General features: G+C 60.5%; 14 protein-coding genes. 6 read left to right on the top strand and 8 right to left on the bottom strand.

Annotated features, from left to right (window positions below; translation table 11 throughout):
- Nucleotides 1-26: 26 nt before the first annotated feature.
- The 5 genes from IB246_RS10915 to IB246_RS10935 all read right to left on the bottom strand — a co-directional run bounded on the left by IB246_RS10915 (nucleotide 27) and on the right by IB246_RS10935 (nucleotide 4223).
- The gene (locus tag IB246_RS10915; RefSeq protein WP_008041611.1) at nucleotides 27-470 is read right to left on the bottom strand and encodes a hotdog fold thioesterase; all 444 of its coding nucleotides are present in this window, start codon (nucleotides 468-470) and stop codon (nucleotides 27-29) included.
- Nucleotides 471-502: 32 nt separating this feature from the next.
- A complete protein-coding gene (locus IB246_RS10920; protein WP_008041613.1) occupies nucleotides 503-2170 on the bottom strand; it encodes an AMP-binding protein in 1668 nt (555 codons plus the stop codon).
- A gap of 197 nt (nucleotides 2171-2367) precedes the next feature.
- Nucleotides 2368-2820: a phosphohistidine phosphatase SixA gene (gene sixA, locus IB246_RS10925; RefSeq protein ID WP_008041615.1), complete on the bottom strand. Its 453-nt coding sequence runs from the start codon at nucleotides 2818-2820 to the stop codon at nucleotides 2368-2370.
- The gene (locus tag IB246_RS10930; protein ID WP_008029309.1) at nucleotides 2817-3164 is read right to left on the bottom strand and encodes a DUF4389 domain-containing protein; all 348 of its coding nucleotides are present in this window, start codon (nucleotides 3162-3164) and stop codon (nucleotides 2817-2819) included. Before IB246_RS10930 ends, sixA begins: the two co-directional genes overlap by 4 nt.
- Before the next feature lie 33 nt (nucleotides 3165-3197).
- Nucleotides 3198-4223, bottom strand: a complete 1026-nt coding sequence (locus IB246_RS10935) for an NAD(P)H-dependent glycerol-3-phosphate dehydrogenase (RefSeq protein ID WP_008029310.1) — start codon at nucleotides 4221-4223, stop codon at nucleotides 3198-3200.
- 196 nt (nucleotides 4224-4419) lie between these two features.
- Between IB246_RS10935 and IB246_RS10940 the strand changes: the two genes are divergently transcribed.
- From IB246_RS10940 to IB246_RS10965, 6 genes are all read left to right on the top strand, one after another.
- Nucleotides 4420-6543, top strand: coding sequence for a TonB-dependent receptor plug domain-containing protein (locus tag IB246_RS10940; protein ID WP_008041618.1), 2124 nt, complete (start codon nucleotides 4420-4422; stop codon nucleotides 6541-6543).
- The gene (locus tag IB246_RS10945) at nucleotides 6544-7476 is read left to right on the top strand and encodes an ABC transporter substrate-binding protein (RefSeq protein WP_008041620.1); all 933 of its coding nucleotides are present in this window, start codon (nucleotides 6544-6546) and stop codon (nucleotides 7474-7476) included.
- On the top strand, nucleotides 7473-9374 hold the full coding sequence (locus IB246_RS10950; RefSeq protein WP_008041622.1) for an ATP-binding protein: 1902 nt from the start codon (nucleotides 7473-7475) through the stop codon (nucleotides 9372-9374). Before IB246_RS10945 ends, IB246_RS10950 begins: the two co-directional genes overlap by 4 nt.
- A 247-nt stretch (nucleotides 9375-9621) precedes the next feature.
- Entirely contained in the window at nucleotides 9622-10137 is a 516-nt protein-coding gene (gene fabA / locus IB246_RS10955) for a 3-hydroxyacyl-[acyl-carrier-protein] dehydratase FabA (RefSeq protein ID WP_003179264.1), read from the top strand.
- Between the two features lie 11 nt (nucleotides 10138-10148).
- On the top strand, nucleotides 10149-11369 hold the full coding sequence (fabB, locus tag IB246_RS10960; protein ID WP_008029314.1) for a beta-ketoacyl-ACP synthase I: 1221 nt from the start codon (nucleotides 10149-10151) through the stop codon (nucleotides 11367-11369).
- A gap of 395 nt (nucleotides 11370-11764) precedes the next feature.
- Nucleotides 11765-11953 (top strand): hypothetical protein, encoded by a 189-nt coding sequence (locus tag IB246_RS10965; RefSeq protein WP_008041626.1) that lies wholly within the window; start codon nucleotides 11765-11767, stop codon nucleotides 11951-11953.
- A 70-nt stretch (nucleotides 11954-12023) separates the two neighbouring features.
- Here the strand turns inward: IB246_RS10965 and IB246_RS10970 are convergent, their stop codons facing one another.
- From IB246_RS10970 to relA, 3 genes are all read right to left on the bottom strand, one after another.
- Nucleotides 12024-12566, bottom strand: coding sequence for a DUF2058 domain-containing protein (locus IB246_RS10970; RefSeq protein ID WP_008041629.1), 543 nt, complete (start codon nucleotides 12564-12566; stop codon nucleotides 12024-12026).
- Between the two features lie 28 nt (nucleotides 12567-12594).
- On the bottom strand, nucleotides 12595-13428 hold the full coding sequence (gene mazG, locus IB246_RS10975; protein ID WP_008041631.1) for a nucleoside triphosphate pyrophosphohydrolase: 834 nt from the start codon (nucleotides 13426-13428) through the stop codon (nucleotides 12595-12597).
- 124 nt (nucleotides 13429-13552) lie between these two features.
- On the bottom strand, nucleotides 13553-15796 hold the full coding sequence (relA, locus tag IB246_RS10980) for a GTP diphosphokinase (protein WP_008029318.1): 2244 nt from the start codon (nucleotides 15794-15796) through the stop codon (nucleotides 13553-13555).
- Between the last annotated feature and the right edge of the window lie 93 nt (nucleotides 15797-15889).

Consider the following 15889-nt stretch of genomic DNA (forward strand, 5'->3'; position numbering starts at 1 on the left):
GTTTCATCAGTCCGCCGTCCATGTCTTCACTGCCTTGGCGGTGCTTCCCCCAACGGCACCACCGCCATGGTCAACCGTGACACACAACTGGCCTTGCCCTCATCGCTGGTCAACCGAATGTCCCAGACATGGGTCGTGCGCCCGATGTGAATCGGTTTGGCCACCGCCGTCACCCGTCCGCTGCGCAGCCCCCGCAAATGGTTGGCGTTGATCTCAAGGCCTACGCAGTAAAACCTGCTGGCATCGATGCACAGATAACTGGCCATGGAGCCGACAGTTTCGGCTAACACCACCGAGGCACCACCGTGCAGCAAACCATAAGGCTGGTGAGTGCGGTGGTCGATGACCATGCTCGCGGTCAGGGACTCTTCGTCGAAGGCTTCGAAGCGGATATCCAGCACTTCGCCGATGGTGTTTTTCTGAGTTGCGTTCAACTGCTCGATGTTGGGAGTGGTACGCCACAAACTCATTGCACACATCCTTTGTTGGTTTTATTCGTGGCTCAATCCTGCCACAGCACCGCTTCGTTATGCTCGCTCCATTCTTCGAACCGGGGGCCGTAAGCCGCTTCGATCACGTTGCGCTTGATCTTCAGGGTTGGCGTCAGGAAGCCGTTTTCCACGGCCCAGCTGTCTTTGACGACAACGAGCCGGCGCAGGCGCTCATGTTTGTCGAGGGCGCCGTTGACCTCTTCGAGAAGTTTTTCCAGGCTTGAATGCAGGCCTGCACGCGCGGTTCCGCCGGCGTCCTGCTGCCCGACCGCCGAAAGCACGCACAACCCCAGCGGCGCACTCAACCCATCGCCGACCACGCACACTTGCTCGATGCGTGAATGCACCGCCAAACGATTTTCGATTGGCGCCGGTGCCACGTATTTGCCTTTACTGGTCTTGAAGATTTCCTTCAGGCGGCCGGTCAGGCGCAGGTTGCCTTCGGCGTCCTGTTCGCCCTTGTCACCGGTGCGCAGGAAGCCGTCCTCGGTGATGGTGTCGGCGGTTTTTTCCGGTTCCTTGAAATACCCGAGCATGGTTGCGCCACTGCGCACCAAGACCTCGCCCGATTCGGCGATCTGCACTTCAACGTCGGGGCAAGGCTTGCCGATCCAGCCCGGTTTGTTGTCGCCGGGCCGGCCGATGTGGGAATACCCGCAGCTTTCGGTCATGCCGTAGACCTCCAGCACGTCCAGCCCGAGTTTGCGGTACCACAGCAACAACGTCTGCGGCACGGGCGCGGCGCCGGACAACGCGACGCGCAAGGCGTCCAGCCCCAGCCCGGCGAGCACTTTGTGCCCTACCCGTTTGCCGATGAAGGGCAGCCCGAGCAGGAAGTCGAGGCGTTTTGCCGGGATCTTGCCGTACACGCCCATCTGGAATTTGGTCCAGATGCGCGGCACGCCGAACAGCGCAGTCGGCCGCGCACGCTGCAAATCAGTCAGGAAGGTGTCGAGGCTCTCGGCAAAGAACACGGTTTGCCCGGTGTAGATAGACGCCAGTTCGACGAACATGCGTTCGGCGACGTGGCACAGCGGCAGGTAAGACAGCAATCGATCCGACTCATTGAGGCCGAACAACTGCGTGCCACGGGTGGTGGCGAACCCCAGATTACCGAAGCTGTGCATGACGCCTTTGGGCATGCCGGTGGTGCCGGAGGTGTAAATGATGGTCGCCAGTTGGTCAGCGGCAGGCTTGGGGTCGTCCTGGATCGGTGAGCAGGCTTGCAGGTCGGCCCAACTGAAATCGAAGGTACCCGGCGGGTGCAACGGCAGGCTGATGGTCGGCAAGTCGGGATTGACCCCGCGGGACATGCCGGGCCAGTCGTCGAGTTTGCCGATGAACGCCAGCGCCGCTTCGGAGTGTTCGAGTACTTGCGCGACGGATTCGGCAGTGAGGTTCGGGTACAACGGCACCGACACATGCCCGGCCATCCAGATCGCCAGGTCGGCGATGATCCAGTGGGCGCAGTTTTTCGAGATCAGGGCGATGTGGCTGCCTTGCGGAAGTTCACGGGCGCGCAGCCAGTGCGCGGCGCAGCGAGCCTGATGGCCGACGTCTTCCCAGGTCAGGGTCTCGACCTGGCCACCACCCGTGGGCTGGACCAGAAAGCGCTGACGGGGATGACGGGATTCGCGCTCGTAGAAGACGTCCAGCGGCAAACGAAAAGCAGCAGACATGCGACTCGCTCCTTTATTTTTGGTCTGGAGCAAGCGTAGTCAACCAAGCGGTTGCTTGGTTGACTATTTCATTACAAAAAATCAGTAACGCCGCCGAACACTGTAGGAGCGAGGCTTGCCCGCGAAGGGGCCCTTGAAGGCGCTAAAAGCTTCGCGGGCAAGCCACGCTCCTACAAAAGCAAAAGCAGCAATAAGCGCTAAGGGTGCTTGAGGCTGTTGAGCTTCATCGATCCGATCAACAACTCATTGTGCTCAAGTTCGGCCAGGCCGGCGGTGCTGACTTTTTCCGGTGGATAGCCGGCGCCATGTTGCAGGTAGCTCAGCAAGTTACCCACCAGCGGGTTGTGACTGACCAAAAGGACGTCACTCACCGACACCAACTGCTCGGCCACTTTATCCGGGTCGGTTTCCGGGGTCAGCCAGTCGACTGTACGAATCTCCGGTTCGAAGCCCAGAGCCTCACGGACCAGTTGCGCAGTTTCCTGCGCTCGCAGGTAAGGGCTGGCATAGATCGCGGTGACGGGCTGCCCCATCAACCGCGCAGCGCTGCGCAGCACTTCTTCACGACCGTGGGTAGTCAATGTCCGTTCGGAGTCCGGACGCGAGCCGTAAGGCTCGGCTTCCCCATGACGCAATACCCAGAGTTTCATAGCTTGGGTTCCTCATCTCGGGCCGGATGCGGCGCAGGCGCCACGACGTGTGGCGCTTCACCTTCCGGTGTACGCGGCGTCGGCCAGTCGGCGAACGGCCAGGGTTTCTGGTCGCTGTGAAACGTGCCGAAACGACCGATCTGCGCCAGGAACTGGCTCAGGCTGTCGCCGAAATTCATCAGGCTGGCGCTCGGGGCGCCATAGATCAAACGATAGACCAGTTGCACCAGCACCACGGCGCCGAGGATGAACTGCGCCACCTGCCAGACCAGCAGGAAGACGATCATCCACAACACCCGCAGCAGGATGGATTCGTATTGGGCTTCTGTTTTCGGATCGTTCATGTCTCGCTCTCCTGCTCCTTATGAGGAGCGTGATCAGTTAAAACCACTGGTGGAAATAAAGTCGACGTCAGTTTTCGGTTCGCCACGCATCAGCAGTTCAATGACCTGATTCAGCGTGCGCCCTTCGAACAGGATCGCGTGCAGCCCGGCGACCAGCGGCATATAGACACCAACTTCCTGGGCCTTGGCCTTGAGCACTTTCAAGGTGTTCACACCTTCGGCGACTTCGCCCAGGCGTGTCACCGCGTCTTCCAGGCTCAAGCCCTGGCCGAGGGCGAAGCCGACCTGGTAGTTACGGCTTTTTGGCGACGAACAGGTGACGATCAAGTCCCCCACCCCGGCCAGTCCCAGGAACGTCATGGGGTTGGCGCCCTGATTCACCGCGAAGCGGGTCATTTCCGCCAGCGCCCGGGTGATCAGCATGCTCTTGGTGTTTTCGCCCATGCCCAGCGCCACCGCCATGCCGGCGATGATCGCGTAGACGTTTTTCAGCGCCCCGCCCAACTCCACGCCGAAACGGTCGGCGCTGGCGTACACGCGAAAGGTGCGCCCGTGCAGCGCTTCCTGAACCCGTTGGCAGAGTTCTTCGTCTTCGCTGGCGACTACCGTGGCGGTCAGCGCGTGCTCGGCGATTTCACGGGCCAGGTTCGGGCCGGACAGCACGCCGATGCGCGCTTGTGGGGCGATTTCTTCGAGGATCTCGCTCATCAGTTTAAAGGTGTGGGCTTCGATGCCTTTGGTCAGGCTCACCAGCAATTTGCCGCTCAAGCGATCGGCGTGCGGAACCAGCACCGCGCGCAGCGCGCTGGAAGGCAGCGCGACAAAACACAGATCGCAGGCGTCCAGCGTGGCTTGCAGGTCGGTGACTGCTTCCACTCCCGGCAGAATCTTGATGCCCTTGAGGTAACGCGGATTCTCGCGATTGACCCGAATGGCCTCGGCCTGCTCGGGGTCACGCATCCACTGCCGGACCTGATGCCCGTTCTCGGCCAGCAGATTAGCCACGGCGGTACCAAAACTTCCGCCTCCCAGGACCGCAATTGGGCGCTGTTCAGTCATATGCAATCCGTTAATCCATACCAATGGCGATGTCGGCATTATACGGAGCGGCCCAGTGGCGGCCAGCCCCCGCGTCAATTACCGGCACTTGTAGAAAGAAGACGGATAAATCCGAGGAAAATGCCGGCATCGTGACTGAAAAAGTCGACCCGCTCGGTTAACATGCGCGCCCATTAATCGCTATCAAGGATGTGTTGTGTCGTTTGGCCCCGCTGCACCTCGCTCTCCGCTGGTCCTGGCGCTGATATTCAGCCCGCCATTGCTGGCCGACGACCTGTTTCTCGACAACGAGCCGGTGCCGCAAGTGCTGACGGCTACGCGTCTTAAACAATCGCCGGCGGCGGTTCCGGGAAGCATGACGGTGATCGACAGCGAACTGATCAACGCCAGTGGCGCCCGTGACATCAGTGAATTGCTGCGGCTGGTGCCGGGGATGATGGTCGGCAACATCAGCGGCAATCAGGCGGCGGTGAACTATCACGGCACCAACGCCAGCGAAGCGCGGCGCATGCAGGTGCTGATCGACGGGCGCTCGGTGTACCGCGCTGGCCTGGCCACGGTCGACTGGAGCGACATTCCGGTGGCCATGGAAGACATCGAGCGCATCGAGGTTTTCCGCGGCCCGAACACGGTCAGCTATGGTGCCAATGCGTTGATGGCGGTGGTCAACATCATCACCCGCAACCCGGCCGACAGCCATGGTACGCGGGTCAAAGTCACCCGTGGCCAGCGCGGCATCGATGACTTTTACGCCAGTCAGGGCGTGGGTTGGGATGGTGGCGACATGCGCCTGTCGCTGTCCGGCCAGCAGGACGACGGCTTTGACTCGGACCGCAGCGGCGCCGATTACCGCGACAGCCGCCGCTTGAACCGTTTCAACCTCGCCGTCAGCCAGGCGCTCAACGAACAGCAAAGCCTCGATTGGCAATTGAATGCCAAGGACGGCAGCAACCAGCGGCCTTATACCTACCGCCCGGTGTTCTCGGGGATTACTGCCGCCGGGAACAATTCCGACGTTGTGGCCAAGGACTATGCCGGTTCCCTGCGCTGGAATCTCGATGTTAATCCTGATCACAGCCTGTATATCCAGGGCTCGGCCCAGCACTGGGATCGTCAGCAGACCTGGCGCGCCTGCGACGCCGAGGTTTCGTTCAGCCCTGAACTGACCGAACTCTGGCAGCTCAATCCAAATTACACCGAGCGCCTGGCGCGCAATATCGAGCGCTACGTCGGCCTCGGCGCACCGTCCGGCACGCCGACAGAAAAAGCCTTGGCCAGTAAAGTGCTGGACCAGTGGCGCAACGGTGCCCGCCAAACCTTGTGCGGCGACATCGACCAGAGCACCCGCGAGACGCGCTACGACCTCGAACTGCAAGACACCCTCAGCCTGTCCGACAGTCTGCGACTGGTCAGCGGCCTGAACTATCGTTACGACCGGGCAGATTCCGAGACCTACTTCAATGGCACGCTTGACGACACGACATGGCGCGCGTTCGGCCAGCTCGAGTGGCGCGCAAGCGAACACTGGCTGTTACAGGGCGGTGCAATGTTCGAAGACACGCAATTGATCGGCAGCTCGCTGACGCCGCGCGTGGCGGTCAACTATCTGATCAATCCGCGCCACGGCTTGCGTGCGGTGTATTCGGAAGCCATCCGCTCGCCGGACATGTTCGAGAACAACGTCAACTGGAGTTACCGGGTGACCAACCTGCAACCCGCTGCCTACGGCCAGAACAGCGCCCGCTATTTCGTCAAGACCCGCGGTCCCGGCAATCTCGACCAGGAACACATGCGCTCGCGGGAATTGGGCTACAACGGCTACTTCGCCGAGTGGAGGCTGGCGGTGGACGTGAAGGTGTTTCACGACGAAATCACCGGCATGATCAGCGAGCCGCTACGCAACAATCAGTACATCGCCAGCAACGCCAACAGCTCGCGCTTCACCGGTACGGAAACCCAGCTCGACTGGCGCCTGAGCAGTGCCGATCGCTTGCGCCTGACCTACGCCTACGTCGATGCCGAGGCGAGCAACCCGCTGGATGCGCAACAGACCGCGCGCAACAGCGGCTCCGCCGGTTGGCTGCACGATTGGGGCCACGGCTGGAACAGCGCGCTCTTCTACTATGGTGACGACGCGCTCAACGGCTATCGTTTTGAGCGGGTCGACACGCGCATCGCCAAGCGCGTTGGCCTGGGCAAGGCCAGCCTGGAACTGGCCGGCGTCCTCCAACAGCGCCTGGACAATCAACCCACGACGTTCATCGACAACCGCTACGACGAGCGGCGAGTGCTCTACTTCAGCGCGGAGCTGGCGTTCTAAATGTTGCGCTCTCTATCACGGATGATGCCAAACCCTGGCCGCCTGCTGGCCGGGTTGTGCCTGGTGTTTGCCGGGTGGCTGGGTAGCCTTTCGGTCAACGCTGCCGAAATTCTGCTGACCGGCGCCGACGACAGCGCGGGCATGCAGTCTTTTGCCAAGGCCCTGAGCGACCTGCGCCCGGCTGACAACGTTCGTTTTCAGCCACTGGCCAATCTGCCGACACCGGACAAATTGCCCGCCGGCACCCGGTTGATCCTGCTGGATCTGCCGAGCCTCGACTGGCGCCTGCAAGACGCCCGAGGCCCGGCGACGCTGGTGCTGCGCATCAGCCGCCTGCAAGCCCGCCAACGCCTGGGGGCAACCGTGCCGGCGCATTTGAGCCTGTTGTGGAGCGACCCGCCGCTGGATCGGCAATTACGCCTGACCCGAATCCTGTTGCCTCAGGTCAAACGGGTCGGGGTGCTTTACGACAGCCACAGCGAATTCCTCCTGGGCGAACTGCGCGATATCGCCAAGCCCCTGGGTTTCGAAATCGTCACCGAGCGCTGGGACAATACCCATGACAGCCGACCGTTACAGACGCTGCTGAAAAACAGTGACGTGCTGCTGGGCCTCGACGATCCCGACCTGTACAACCCCAAAACCGCGAAAAACCTGCTGCTCAGCAGCTACACACGGCAAACCGCACTGATCGGCCCCAACGCCGGGTTCGTCAAGGCCGGAAGCCTGACCAGCACCTACAGCGACCAGAGCGACTGGCTGGCGATTCTCGACGATCTGCTCGACCGGCCACCGGCCACGTGGCCGCGCACGCACTACGCCAATCGCTTCAAAGTATTGAGTAACCCACAAGTGGCTCGTTCGTTAGGCATTGAACAGATTAATGAAGCGTTGGTCGCAACACAGCTGGCCGAAGGAGAACGCCGCCCATGACTTTCCGTCGTCGTTGGGACATCAACACGCGAACCCAGATCATCAGCCTCGGCCCTGCCCTGCTGCTGACCTTGCTGCTGATCAGTTTCTTCACCTTCGTGCGGATCCAGGACCTGCGTCAGGAGCTCAATCACACCGGTCAACTGATCGCCAACCAACTGGCGCCGGCCGCCGAGTACGGGGTAATTTCCGGCAACAACGAGGTGCTTGAAAGTTTGCTCAAGGCCACCCTGGCCACGCCCAATGTGCGCTTTCTGGAAGTCCAGGACAGCGCCAACCGGATTCTGGTGTACGTCGAGCACCCCTCGGAAACCTACACCCGCTCGCAACAGGTCGAAGTGTTCCAGGCGCCGGTGCGCTTGCAACGCATCGCACTGCACAATGATTTCTTCCAGGGCGGCAAAGTCACTGGCGCCGCCCCCGCCGAGGATTATCTGGGGCGGGTGATCGTCGGCCTGTCGAATGACGCCTTCAGCAAGCGTCAACAGGAAATCCTGTTCAAGGCCGGTGTCCTCGCGCTGTTCGCCTTGCTGTTCACTTTCCTGATTGCCCGGCGCCTGGCCGGCAGCCTGTCGCAGCCGATCCGCGACATCGGCAACGCGGTCAAGGCGATCCAGAGCGGCGACTACAAAACGCCATTGCCGATTGTCGACGACACCGAACTCGGCGCGCTGTCGCAGCACATCAACAACCTCGCCAGCGGTTTGGAACAGGCCAGCCGCGAACAGCATCAGGCCATGGCGCAGTTGATCCAGACGCGCGAAGAGGCGGAAAAAGCCAACAATGCCAAATCGGACTTCCTGGCGATGATGAGCCATGAATTGCGCACACCGATGAATGGCGTGCTCGGCATGCTGCAACTGCTGGAAACCACCGACATGACCGCAGAGCAGGTCGAGTACGCGGCGCTGGCCTCGGAGTCCACCGAGCACTTGCTCAAAGTCATCAACGACATTCTCGATTTCTCGCGCATTGAACGTTCGGAGCTGGAACTGGAGCACATCCCGTTCAACCTCGCGGACCTGATCGGCAGTTGCGCCCAGTCGTTCTCGCACAGCGCGATGCAGCGCGGGCTCGATCTGGCGTTGCTGATTCCCGAGGACATGCGTGACTTGCAGGTGCAGGGCGACCCGACGCGGATCCGGCAAATCCTGGTGAACCTGGTGGGCAATGCGCTGAAGTTCACCGAAAAGGGACGCGTCAGCATCGAGCCGCAATGGCAGTCGCTGGATCACGAGTTGTTGTGGTTCACCTGCACCGTGCGCGACAGCGGGATTGGTATCTCGGCCGAAAGCCTGGAATTGATGTTCAACGCGTTCCAGCAGGCCGACAGTTCTATTTCAAGGCGTTACGGCGGCACCGGGCTGGGGCTGCCGATTGCCCGCACCCTGGCAGAACGCATGGGCGGAACCTTGCGCGCCCAGAGCGAGGAAGGTCGCGGCTCGGTGTTCACCCTGGAAATCCCGCTGGCGCTGTATAAACAGAAGCTGCCGGTACGGACACCGCGCACACCGACCGGCAGCGGTGACGGTGAAGGGCGCAATGTGCTGTTGGTCGAGGACAACCCGGTCAACCAGACCGTTATCGAAGCAATGTTGCGCAGTCTGGGCTTTACTGTCAGCGTCGCCACCGACGGCGCTCAAGCGGTGCGAAGTGCCGAAAGTCTGATTTTCGAAGCGATTCTGATGGACTGCCGACTGCCGATCATTGACGGCTACGAGGCCACCCGCCAGATCCGCCAATTACCCGGCTGCACTGACCTGCCGATCATCGCGCTGACCGCCAACGCCTTGCAGGGCGACCGCGAAGCCTGTTTATCGGCAGGAATGAACGATTACCTGGCCAAGCCCTTCAAACGCACTGATCTGCAGCAGATTCTGCAACGATGGGTGCAGTAGTGCAGGCCTTTCGACCATCTGCGACTGGCGTGAAAGGCGAAAGTGCGGCAGTCTTAGGCACCCGAACAGGCCCGAAAAGGGGCTTGAATAATAATTTCAGTGCACAAGTGTACATTCATGTCCTTGGTGCTGTGACTTTCACCACAACGCAATAGTCTATGAGTAGGCTGCCGATTCGAGGCATGAACGCTTCGATCGGTCGGGAAGATTTGCCCCACCTGCCGCATGGGACTATTGAGGAGCTCGCATGACCAAACAAAACGCCTTTACTCGGGAAGACCTGCTGCGCTGCAGTCGCGGTGAGCTGTTCGGCCCAGGTAACGCGCAACTGCCCGCCCCGAACATGCTGATGGTGGATCGCATCACCCTGATCAGCGAAGAAGGCGGCAAGTACGGCAAAGGTGAATTGGTCGCCGAGCTGGATATCACTCCGGATCTGTGGTTTTTCGCCTGTCACTTCGAAGGTGACCCGGTGATGCCAGGCTGCCTGGGCCTCGACGCCATGTGGCAACTGGTCGGTTTCTTCCTCGGCTGGCAAGGCCTGCCGGGCCGTGGCCGCGCCCTGGGTTCGGGCGAAGTGAAGTTCTTTGGTCAGGTTCTGCCGACCGCGAAGAAAGTGACCTATAACATTCATATCAAGCGCGTCCTCAAAGGCAAACTGAACCTGGCCATCGCCGATGGTTCGGTGACTGTCGACGGTCGCGAGATCTACACCGCCGAAGGCCTTCGGGTCGGCGTTTTCACCTCCACTGACAACTTCTAAGGGTTATCCGCATGCGCCGCGTCGTTATCACTGGTCTGGGCATCGTTTCGTGCCTGGGCAATGACAAAGAGACCGTCTCCGCTAACCTGCGTGCAAGCCGCCCTGGCATCCGGTTCAACCCGGAATATGCCGAAATGGGTCTGCGTAGCCAGGTTTCCGGCTCCATCGACCTTCCCCTCGAAGAACTGATCGATCGCAAGATCTATCGCTTCGTCGGCCACGCGGCGGCTTACGCCTATCTGGCCATGAAAGACGCCATCGCTGACTCCGGTCTGACCGATGAGCAAGTCTCTAACCCGCGTACCGGCCTGATCGCCGGTTCCGGTGGCGCCTCCACGCTGAACCAGATGGAAGCGCTGGACATCCTGCGCGAGAAAGGCGTGAAGCGCGTTGGTCCATACCGCGTGACGCGGACCATGGGCAGCACCGTTTCCGCCTGCCTGGCCACGCCGTTCCAGATCAAGGGCGTGAACTACTCGATCTCCTCCGCCTGCGCCACCAGTGCTCACTGCATTGGTACTGCGGTCGAGCAGATCCAGTTGGGCAAGCAGGACATCGTATTTGCCGGTGGCGGTGAAGAAGAACATTGGAGCCAGTCGTTCCTGTTCGACGCCATGGGCGCCCTGTCCACCCAGTACAACGAAACCCCGGAGAAGGCCTCCCGCGCCTACGACGCCAAGCGTGACGGTTTCGTCATCGCCGGCGGTGGCGGCATGGTGGTGGTCGAGGAGCTGGAACACGCTCTGGCTCGCGGCGCGAAAATCTACGCGGAAATCGTTGGCTACGGCGCGACCTCCGACGGCTACGACATGGTTGCCCCAAGCGGTGAAGGCGCCATCCGTTGCATGCAGATGGCCATGTCCACCGTTGACGCACCTATCGACTACCTGAACACCCACGGTACCTCGACTCCGGTCGGCGACACCAAGGAAATGGAAGGCGTGCGTGCGGTATTCGGCGACAAGGCTCCGGCCATCAGCTCTACCAAGAGCCTGTCCGGTCACTCCCTGGGCGCCGCTGGCGTTCACGAAGCGATCTACTGCCTGCTGATGATGGAAGGCAACTTCATGGCGGGTTCCGCCAACATCGACGAGCTGGACCCAGCAGTGGCAGACATGCCGATCCTGACCAAGACTCGCGAAGACGTCGCCTTCAACACCGTGATGAGCAACAGCTTCGGCTTCGGTGGTACCAACGCTACTTTGGTACTGAAGCGCTGGCAGGGTAAGTAATACCCCGCCGCTACGCTGCACACAAAAACGCCCCGACTGGTTCGGGGCGTTTTTTTATGCCTGAAGAATATGCACAGCAATGCTTTTTGTAGGAGCCAGCGATGCGGCGGTCCGACTTGCCGGCGAAGGCGCACTCAAGGACGCCTTCGCCGGCAAGCCTGGCTCCTACAGGTGCCGTGCTCTACCAGCGATATATTCACGACGAACATGAAGCTTTTGTCATGAAACTCAAAGCCCTGCGACCGAATGTCGCGTATTACGCGGGCTGCAGCACTTTTGCAGAATTGGCAAGAGTGCGTTACCAAACACAGTCGTTTACTTAGCAAGCTAACCAAACATATAACTGAGTCCTGCACACGCCTTGCTGCAGATATCACAGAGATTGGAGCTAGCAGATGACTGTAAAAGTAACTGAACGCGACGATTCACATAAATCCCACGAGGGCGTAGCCGCCGGCATCCGGATCTGGGACGTACACCAACAAGGCATGTTGGTAGGGATGTTCCACTCCGAAATCGACGCCCACAGCTACAAGGCCGAACTGGAAACACTGGAGCAACAACGAGAGCTCCGATCCGCATAAGCAACGACAGCATTGAAAACGACAAACCCCGCCATGAGCGGGGTTTGTCGTTGTAGCAGTCGTTAACCGCTTACCACATCAGATCATCAGGAATCTGATAGGCCGCGTACGGATCGTCTTCAGCCGCCGCTTCTTCGGTCTGCACATTCAGCTGCACGATGCGCTGCGGATCGCGCTCCTGGATCTTCAGGGCCGCCTCACGCGGGATCACTTCGTAGCCGCCGGCATGGTGCACGATCGCCAGCGAGCCGTTGCTGAGCTTGTTGCGCATCAGCGCGTTGACCGACAGGCGCTTGACCTTCTTGTCGTCAACGAAGTTGTAGTAGTCCTCGGTGGTCAGCTTCGGCAGACGCGAGACTTCGATCAATTGCTTGACCTGCGCGGCACGGGCCTTGGCCTCGGCCTTCTCTTGCTGCTGACGGTTCAGCTCCTGGTCACGCTTGACCTTCTCGGCCAGTGCTTCCTGCGCCAGACGCTGCTGGGTGTCATCCTGTTCAATCTGACCTTTATGGACCAGACGCTGCTGCTTCTGTTTCTCTTTGCCGACCTGTTTGGCCTGCTTTTGGTTGACCAGCCCTGCCTTTAGCAACTGGTCGCGAAGGGAAATGCTCATGGTGCTTATTTCTCACTTAGGCCACTGCTCAACCGCAGCTGGGCAAATTCTTTTCCTGACGTTTGGCTTCGCCCCACAAGGCGTCCAACTCTTCGAGGGTGCAATCTTCTATGGGACGGTGGGTGTCGCGCAATGCCTGTTCGATAAAACGGAAGCGTCTTTCGAATTTGCTGTTGGCACCGCGCAAGGCGGTTTCCGGATCGACCTTTAAATGACGCGCCAGATTGACCACGGAAAACAGCAGGTCACCGACTTCATCGGCAATCGCTGCCGAGTCATTGTCGGCCATGGCTTCGAGCACTTCATCGAGCTCTTCGCGGACCTTGTCCAGCACCGGCAACGCATCCGGCCAGTCGAAACCGACCTGCCCTGCGCGCTTTTGCAACTTGGCCGAACGGGATAACGCCGGCAGCGCGGCGGGCACGTCGTCGAGCAAGGACAGTTGTTGCGGCACCGCAGATTTCTCGGCGCGCTCTTCAGCCTTTATTTCTTCCCAGCGCTGCTTGACCTGCTCTTCACTCAGACGCGGAACATCCATCGGCGCGTACAGATCGCCGGTGGGGAACACGTGGGGATGACGACGGATCAACTTGCGGGTGATGCTGTCGATGACGCCGGCGAATTCGAAGCGCCCTTCTTCCCGGGCCAGTTGGCTGTAATAAACCACCTGGAACAGCAAATCGCCCAGCTCACCCTGCAAGTGATCGAAGTCACCGCGCTCGATGGCGTCGGCGACTTCGTAGGCTTCCTCAAGGGTGTGCGGGACGATGGTCGCGTAGGTTTGCTTGATGTCCCACGGGCAGCCGAACTGCGGGTCGCGCAGACGGCTCATCAGGTGCAGCAAATCTTCAAGTGAATACATCTTTTATTAATCTCTACGCTCTGTAGGAGCGAGGCTTGCCCGCGAAAGCTGCATGTCTGACACACCGTTTTCGCGGGCAAGCCTCGCTCCTACAGATATCACCATCAATTTCCGTGAAGGTTTCTCACGGCGTGCGGTTACGCCGGGTTTCGATGATGTTCGGCAACTGGGATATCCGCCCCAGCAACCGCCCAAGCGCATCCAGCCCCGGGATCTCGATGGTCAGGGACATCAACGCGGTGTTGTCCTCTTTGTTCGAGCGGGTGTTGACCGCCAGCACGTTGATCCGCTCGTTGAGCAGCACTTGCGAGACGTCACGCAGCAAACCGGAACGGTCGTAGGCACGGATGATGATGTCCACCGGATAGGTGAGCACCGGCACCGGGCCCCAGCTGACCTGGATGATCCGTTCAGGTTCGCGACCGGCCAGTTGCAGCACCGAGGCGCAGTCCTGACGGTGAATGCTCACGCCACGGCCCTGGGTGATGTAACCGACGATGGCATCGCCCGGCAACGGCTGGCAGCAGCCCGCCATTTGCGTCATCAGGTTGCCGACGCCCTGGATCTGAATGTCGCCGCGCTTGCCCGGTTTGTAGCCGGTGGCCTTGCGCGGAATCAGTTCCAGCTGCTCGTTGCCGCGTTCCGGCTCGACCAGTTGCTGCGCCAGGTTCACCAGTTGCGCCAGGCGCAAATCGCCTGCGCCCAACGCGGCGAACATGTCCTCGGCAGTCTTCATGTTGGCCTTGTCGGCCAGCTTGTCGAAATCCACCGCCGGCAAGCCAAGGCGACTGAGTTCGCGTTCGAGCAGGGTTTTACCGGCCGCGACGTTCTGATCGCGCGCCTGCAATTTGAACCAGTGAACGATCTTCGCCCGCGCCCGCGAGGTGGTGATGTAACCCAGGTTCGGGTTCAGCCAGTCGCGGCTCGGGGTGCCGTGCTTGCTGGTGATGATCTCGACTTGCTCACCGGTTTGCAGGCTGTAGTTGAGCGGTACGATGCGCCCGTTGATCTTCGCGCCACGGCAGTTGTGACCGATCTCGGTGTGCACGCGGTAGGCGAAGTCCAGCGGCGTCGCGCCTTTCGGCAAGTCGATGGCGTGACCGTCGGGGGTGAAGATGTACACCCGGTCCGGCTCGATATCGACCCGCAGCTGTTCCGCCAGGCCGCCGATGTCGCCCAACTCTTCGTGCCACTCGAGCACCTGACGCAGCCAGGAGATTTTCTCTTCGTAGTGGTTGGAGCCGGACTTGACGTCGGTGCCCTTGTAGCGCCAGTGCGCGCAAACGCCCAACTCGGCCTCTTCGTGCATGGAATGGGTGCGGATCTGCACTTCCAGCACCTTGCCCTCAGGCCCGATCACCGCCGTGTGCAACGAGCGGTAGCCGTTCTCTTTCGGGTTGGCGATGTAGTCGTCGAACTCTTTCGGGATGTGCCGCCACAAGGTGTGGACGATACCGAGCGCGGTGTAGCAGTCGCGCATTTCCGGCACCAGCACGCGAACGGCGCGAACGTCGTAGATCTGGCTGAACTCCAGACCCTTGCGTTGCATTTTGCGCCAGATCGAATAGATGTGTTTGGCCCGGCCGCTGATGTCGGCATCGACGCCGGTGGCCTGCAATTCGACTTTCAGCTGGTTCATCACATCGGCGATGAAACGCTCGCGATCCAGGCGCCGCTCGTGCAGCAACTTGGCGATCTGCTTGTACTGATCGGGCTCGAGGTAGCGGAAGGACAAGTCCTCCAGTTCCCACTTGATGTGACCGATGCCGAGACGGTGGGCGAGCGGCGCGTAGATGTCGAAGACTTCCCGGGCGACGCGGTTGCGCTTCTCGTCGTCGGCAGTTTTCACCGCACGGATCGCGCAGGTGCGTTCGGCCAGTTTGATCAGCGCGACACGCACGTCGTCGACCATGGCCACGAGCATCTTGCGCAGGTTTTCCACTTGGCCCTGAGTGCCCATCACCATGGATTTACGCGGGCTCAGGCTGTCGCTGATCGCCGCCATGCGTTGCACGCCGTCGATGAGTTTGGCCACCACGGGACCAAAGCGCTGGCTGACCGCCGGCAACTGGATCTGGCCTTCGCGCACGCCTCGGTACAGGACCGCGGCGACCAGCGAATCCTGATCGAGCTTGAGGTCGGCGAGGATCTCGGCAATTTCAAGGCCGGTGCGGAAACTGGAGTTTCCCTCGGACCACAAATTCTTCGCCGCATTGGCTTGTTGTTCTGCCTCGCGAGCGTACTCGCAGGCTTCTTTCAAGGCTTCGCGATCCAGTGCCAGATCGACACTGACCGCATGATCGAGCCAAGCCTCGAGATTGATACTGCCGTCGGTGTTGATCGGCTGGTGTGCTCTCACCTGTACCATCTTGCTTACCTTCCCTACGACGCAGATTCAATGCGTCAAATCGCTGACCTTCGCTGCCCATGAGCCCACGTCGGGCTGGTACGCGGCTGCACG

This window comes from Pseudomonas sp. PDM01 (assembly GCF_014852325.1).
GTDB classification, from domain to species: Bacteria; Pseudomonadota; Gammaproteobacteria; order Pseudomonadales; family Pseudomonadaceae; genus Aquipseudomonas; species Aquipseudomonas migulae.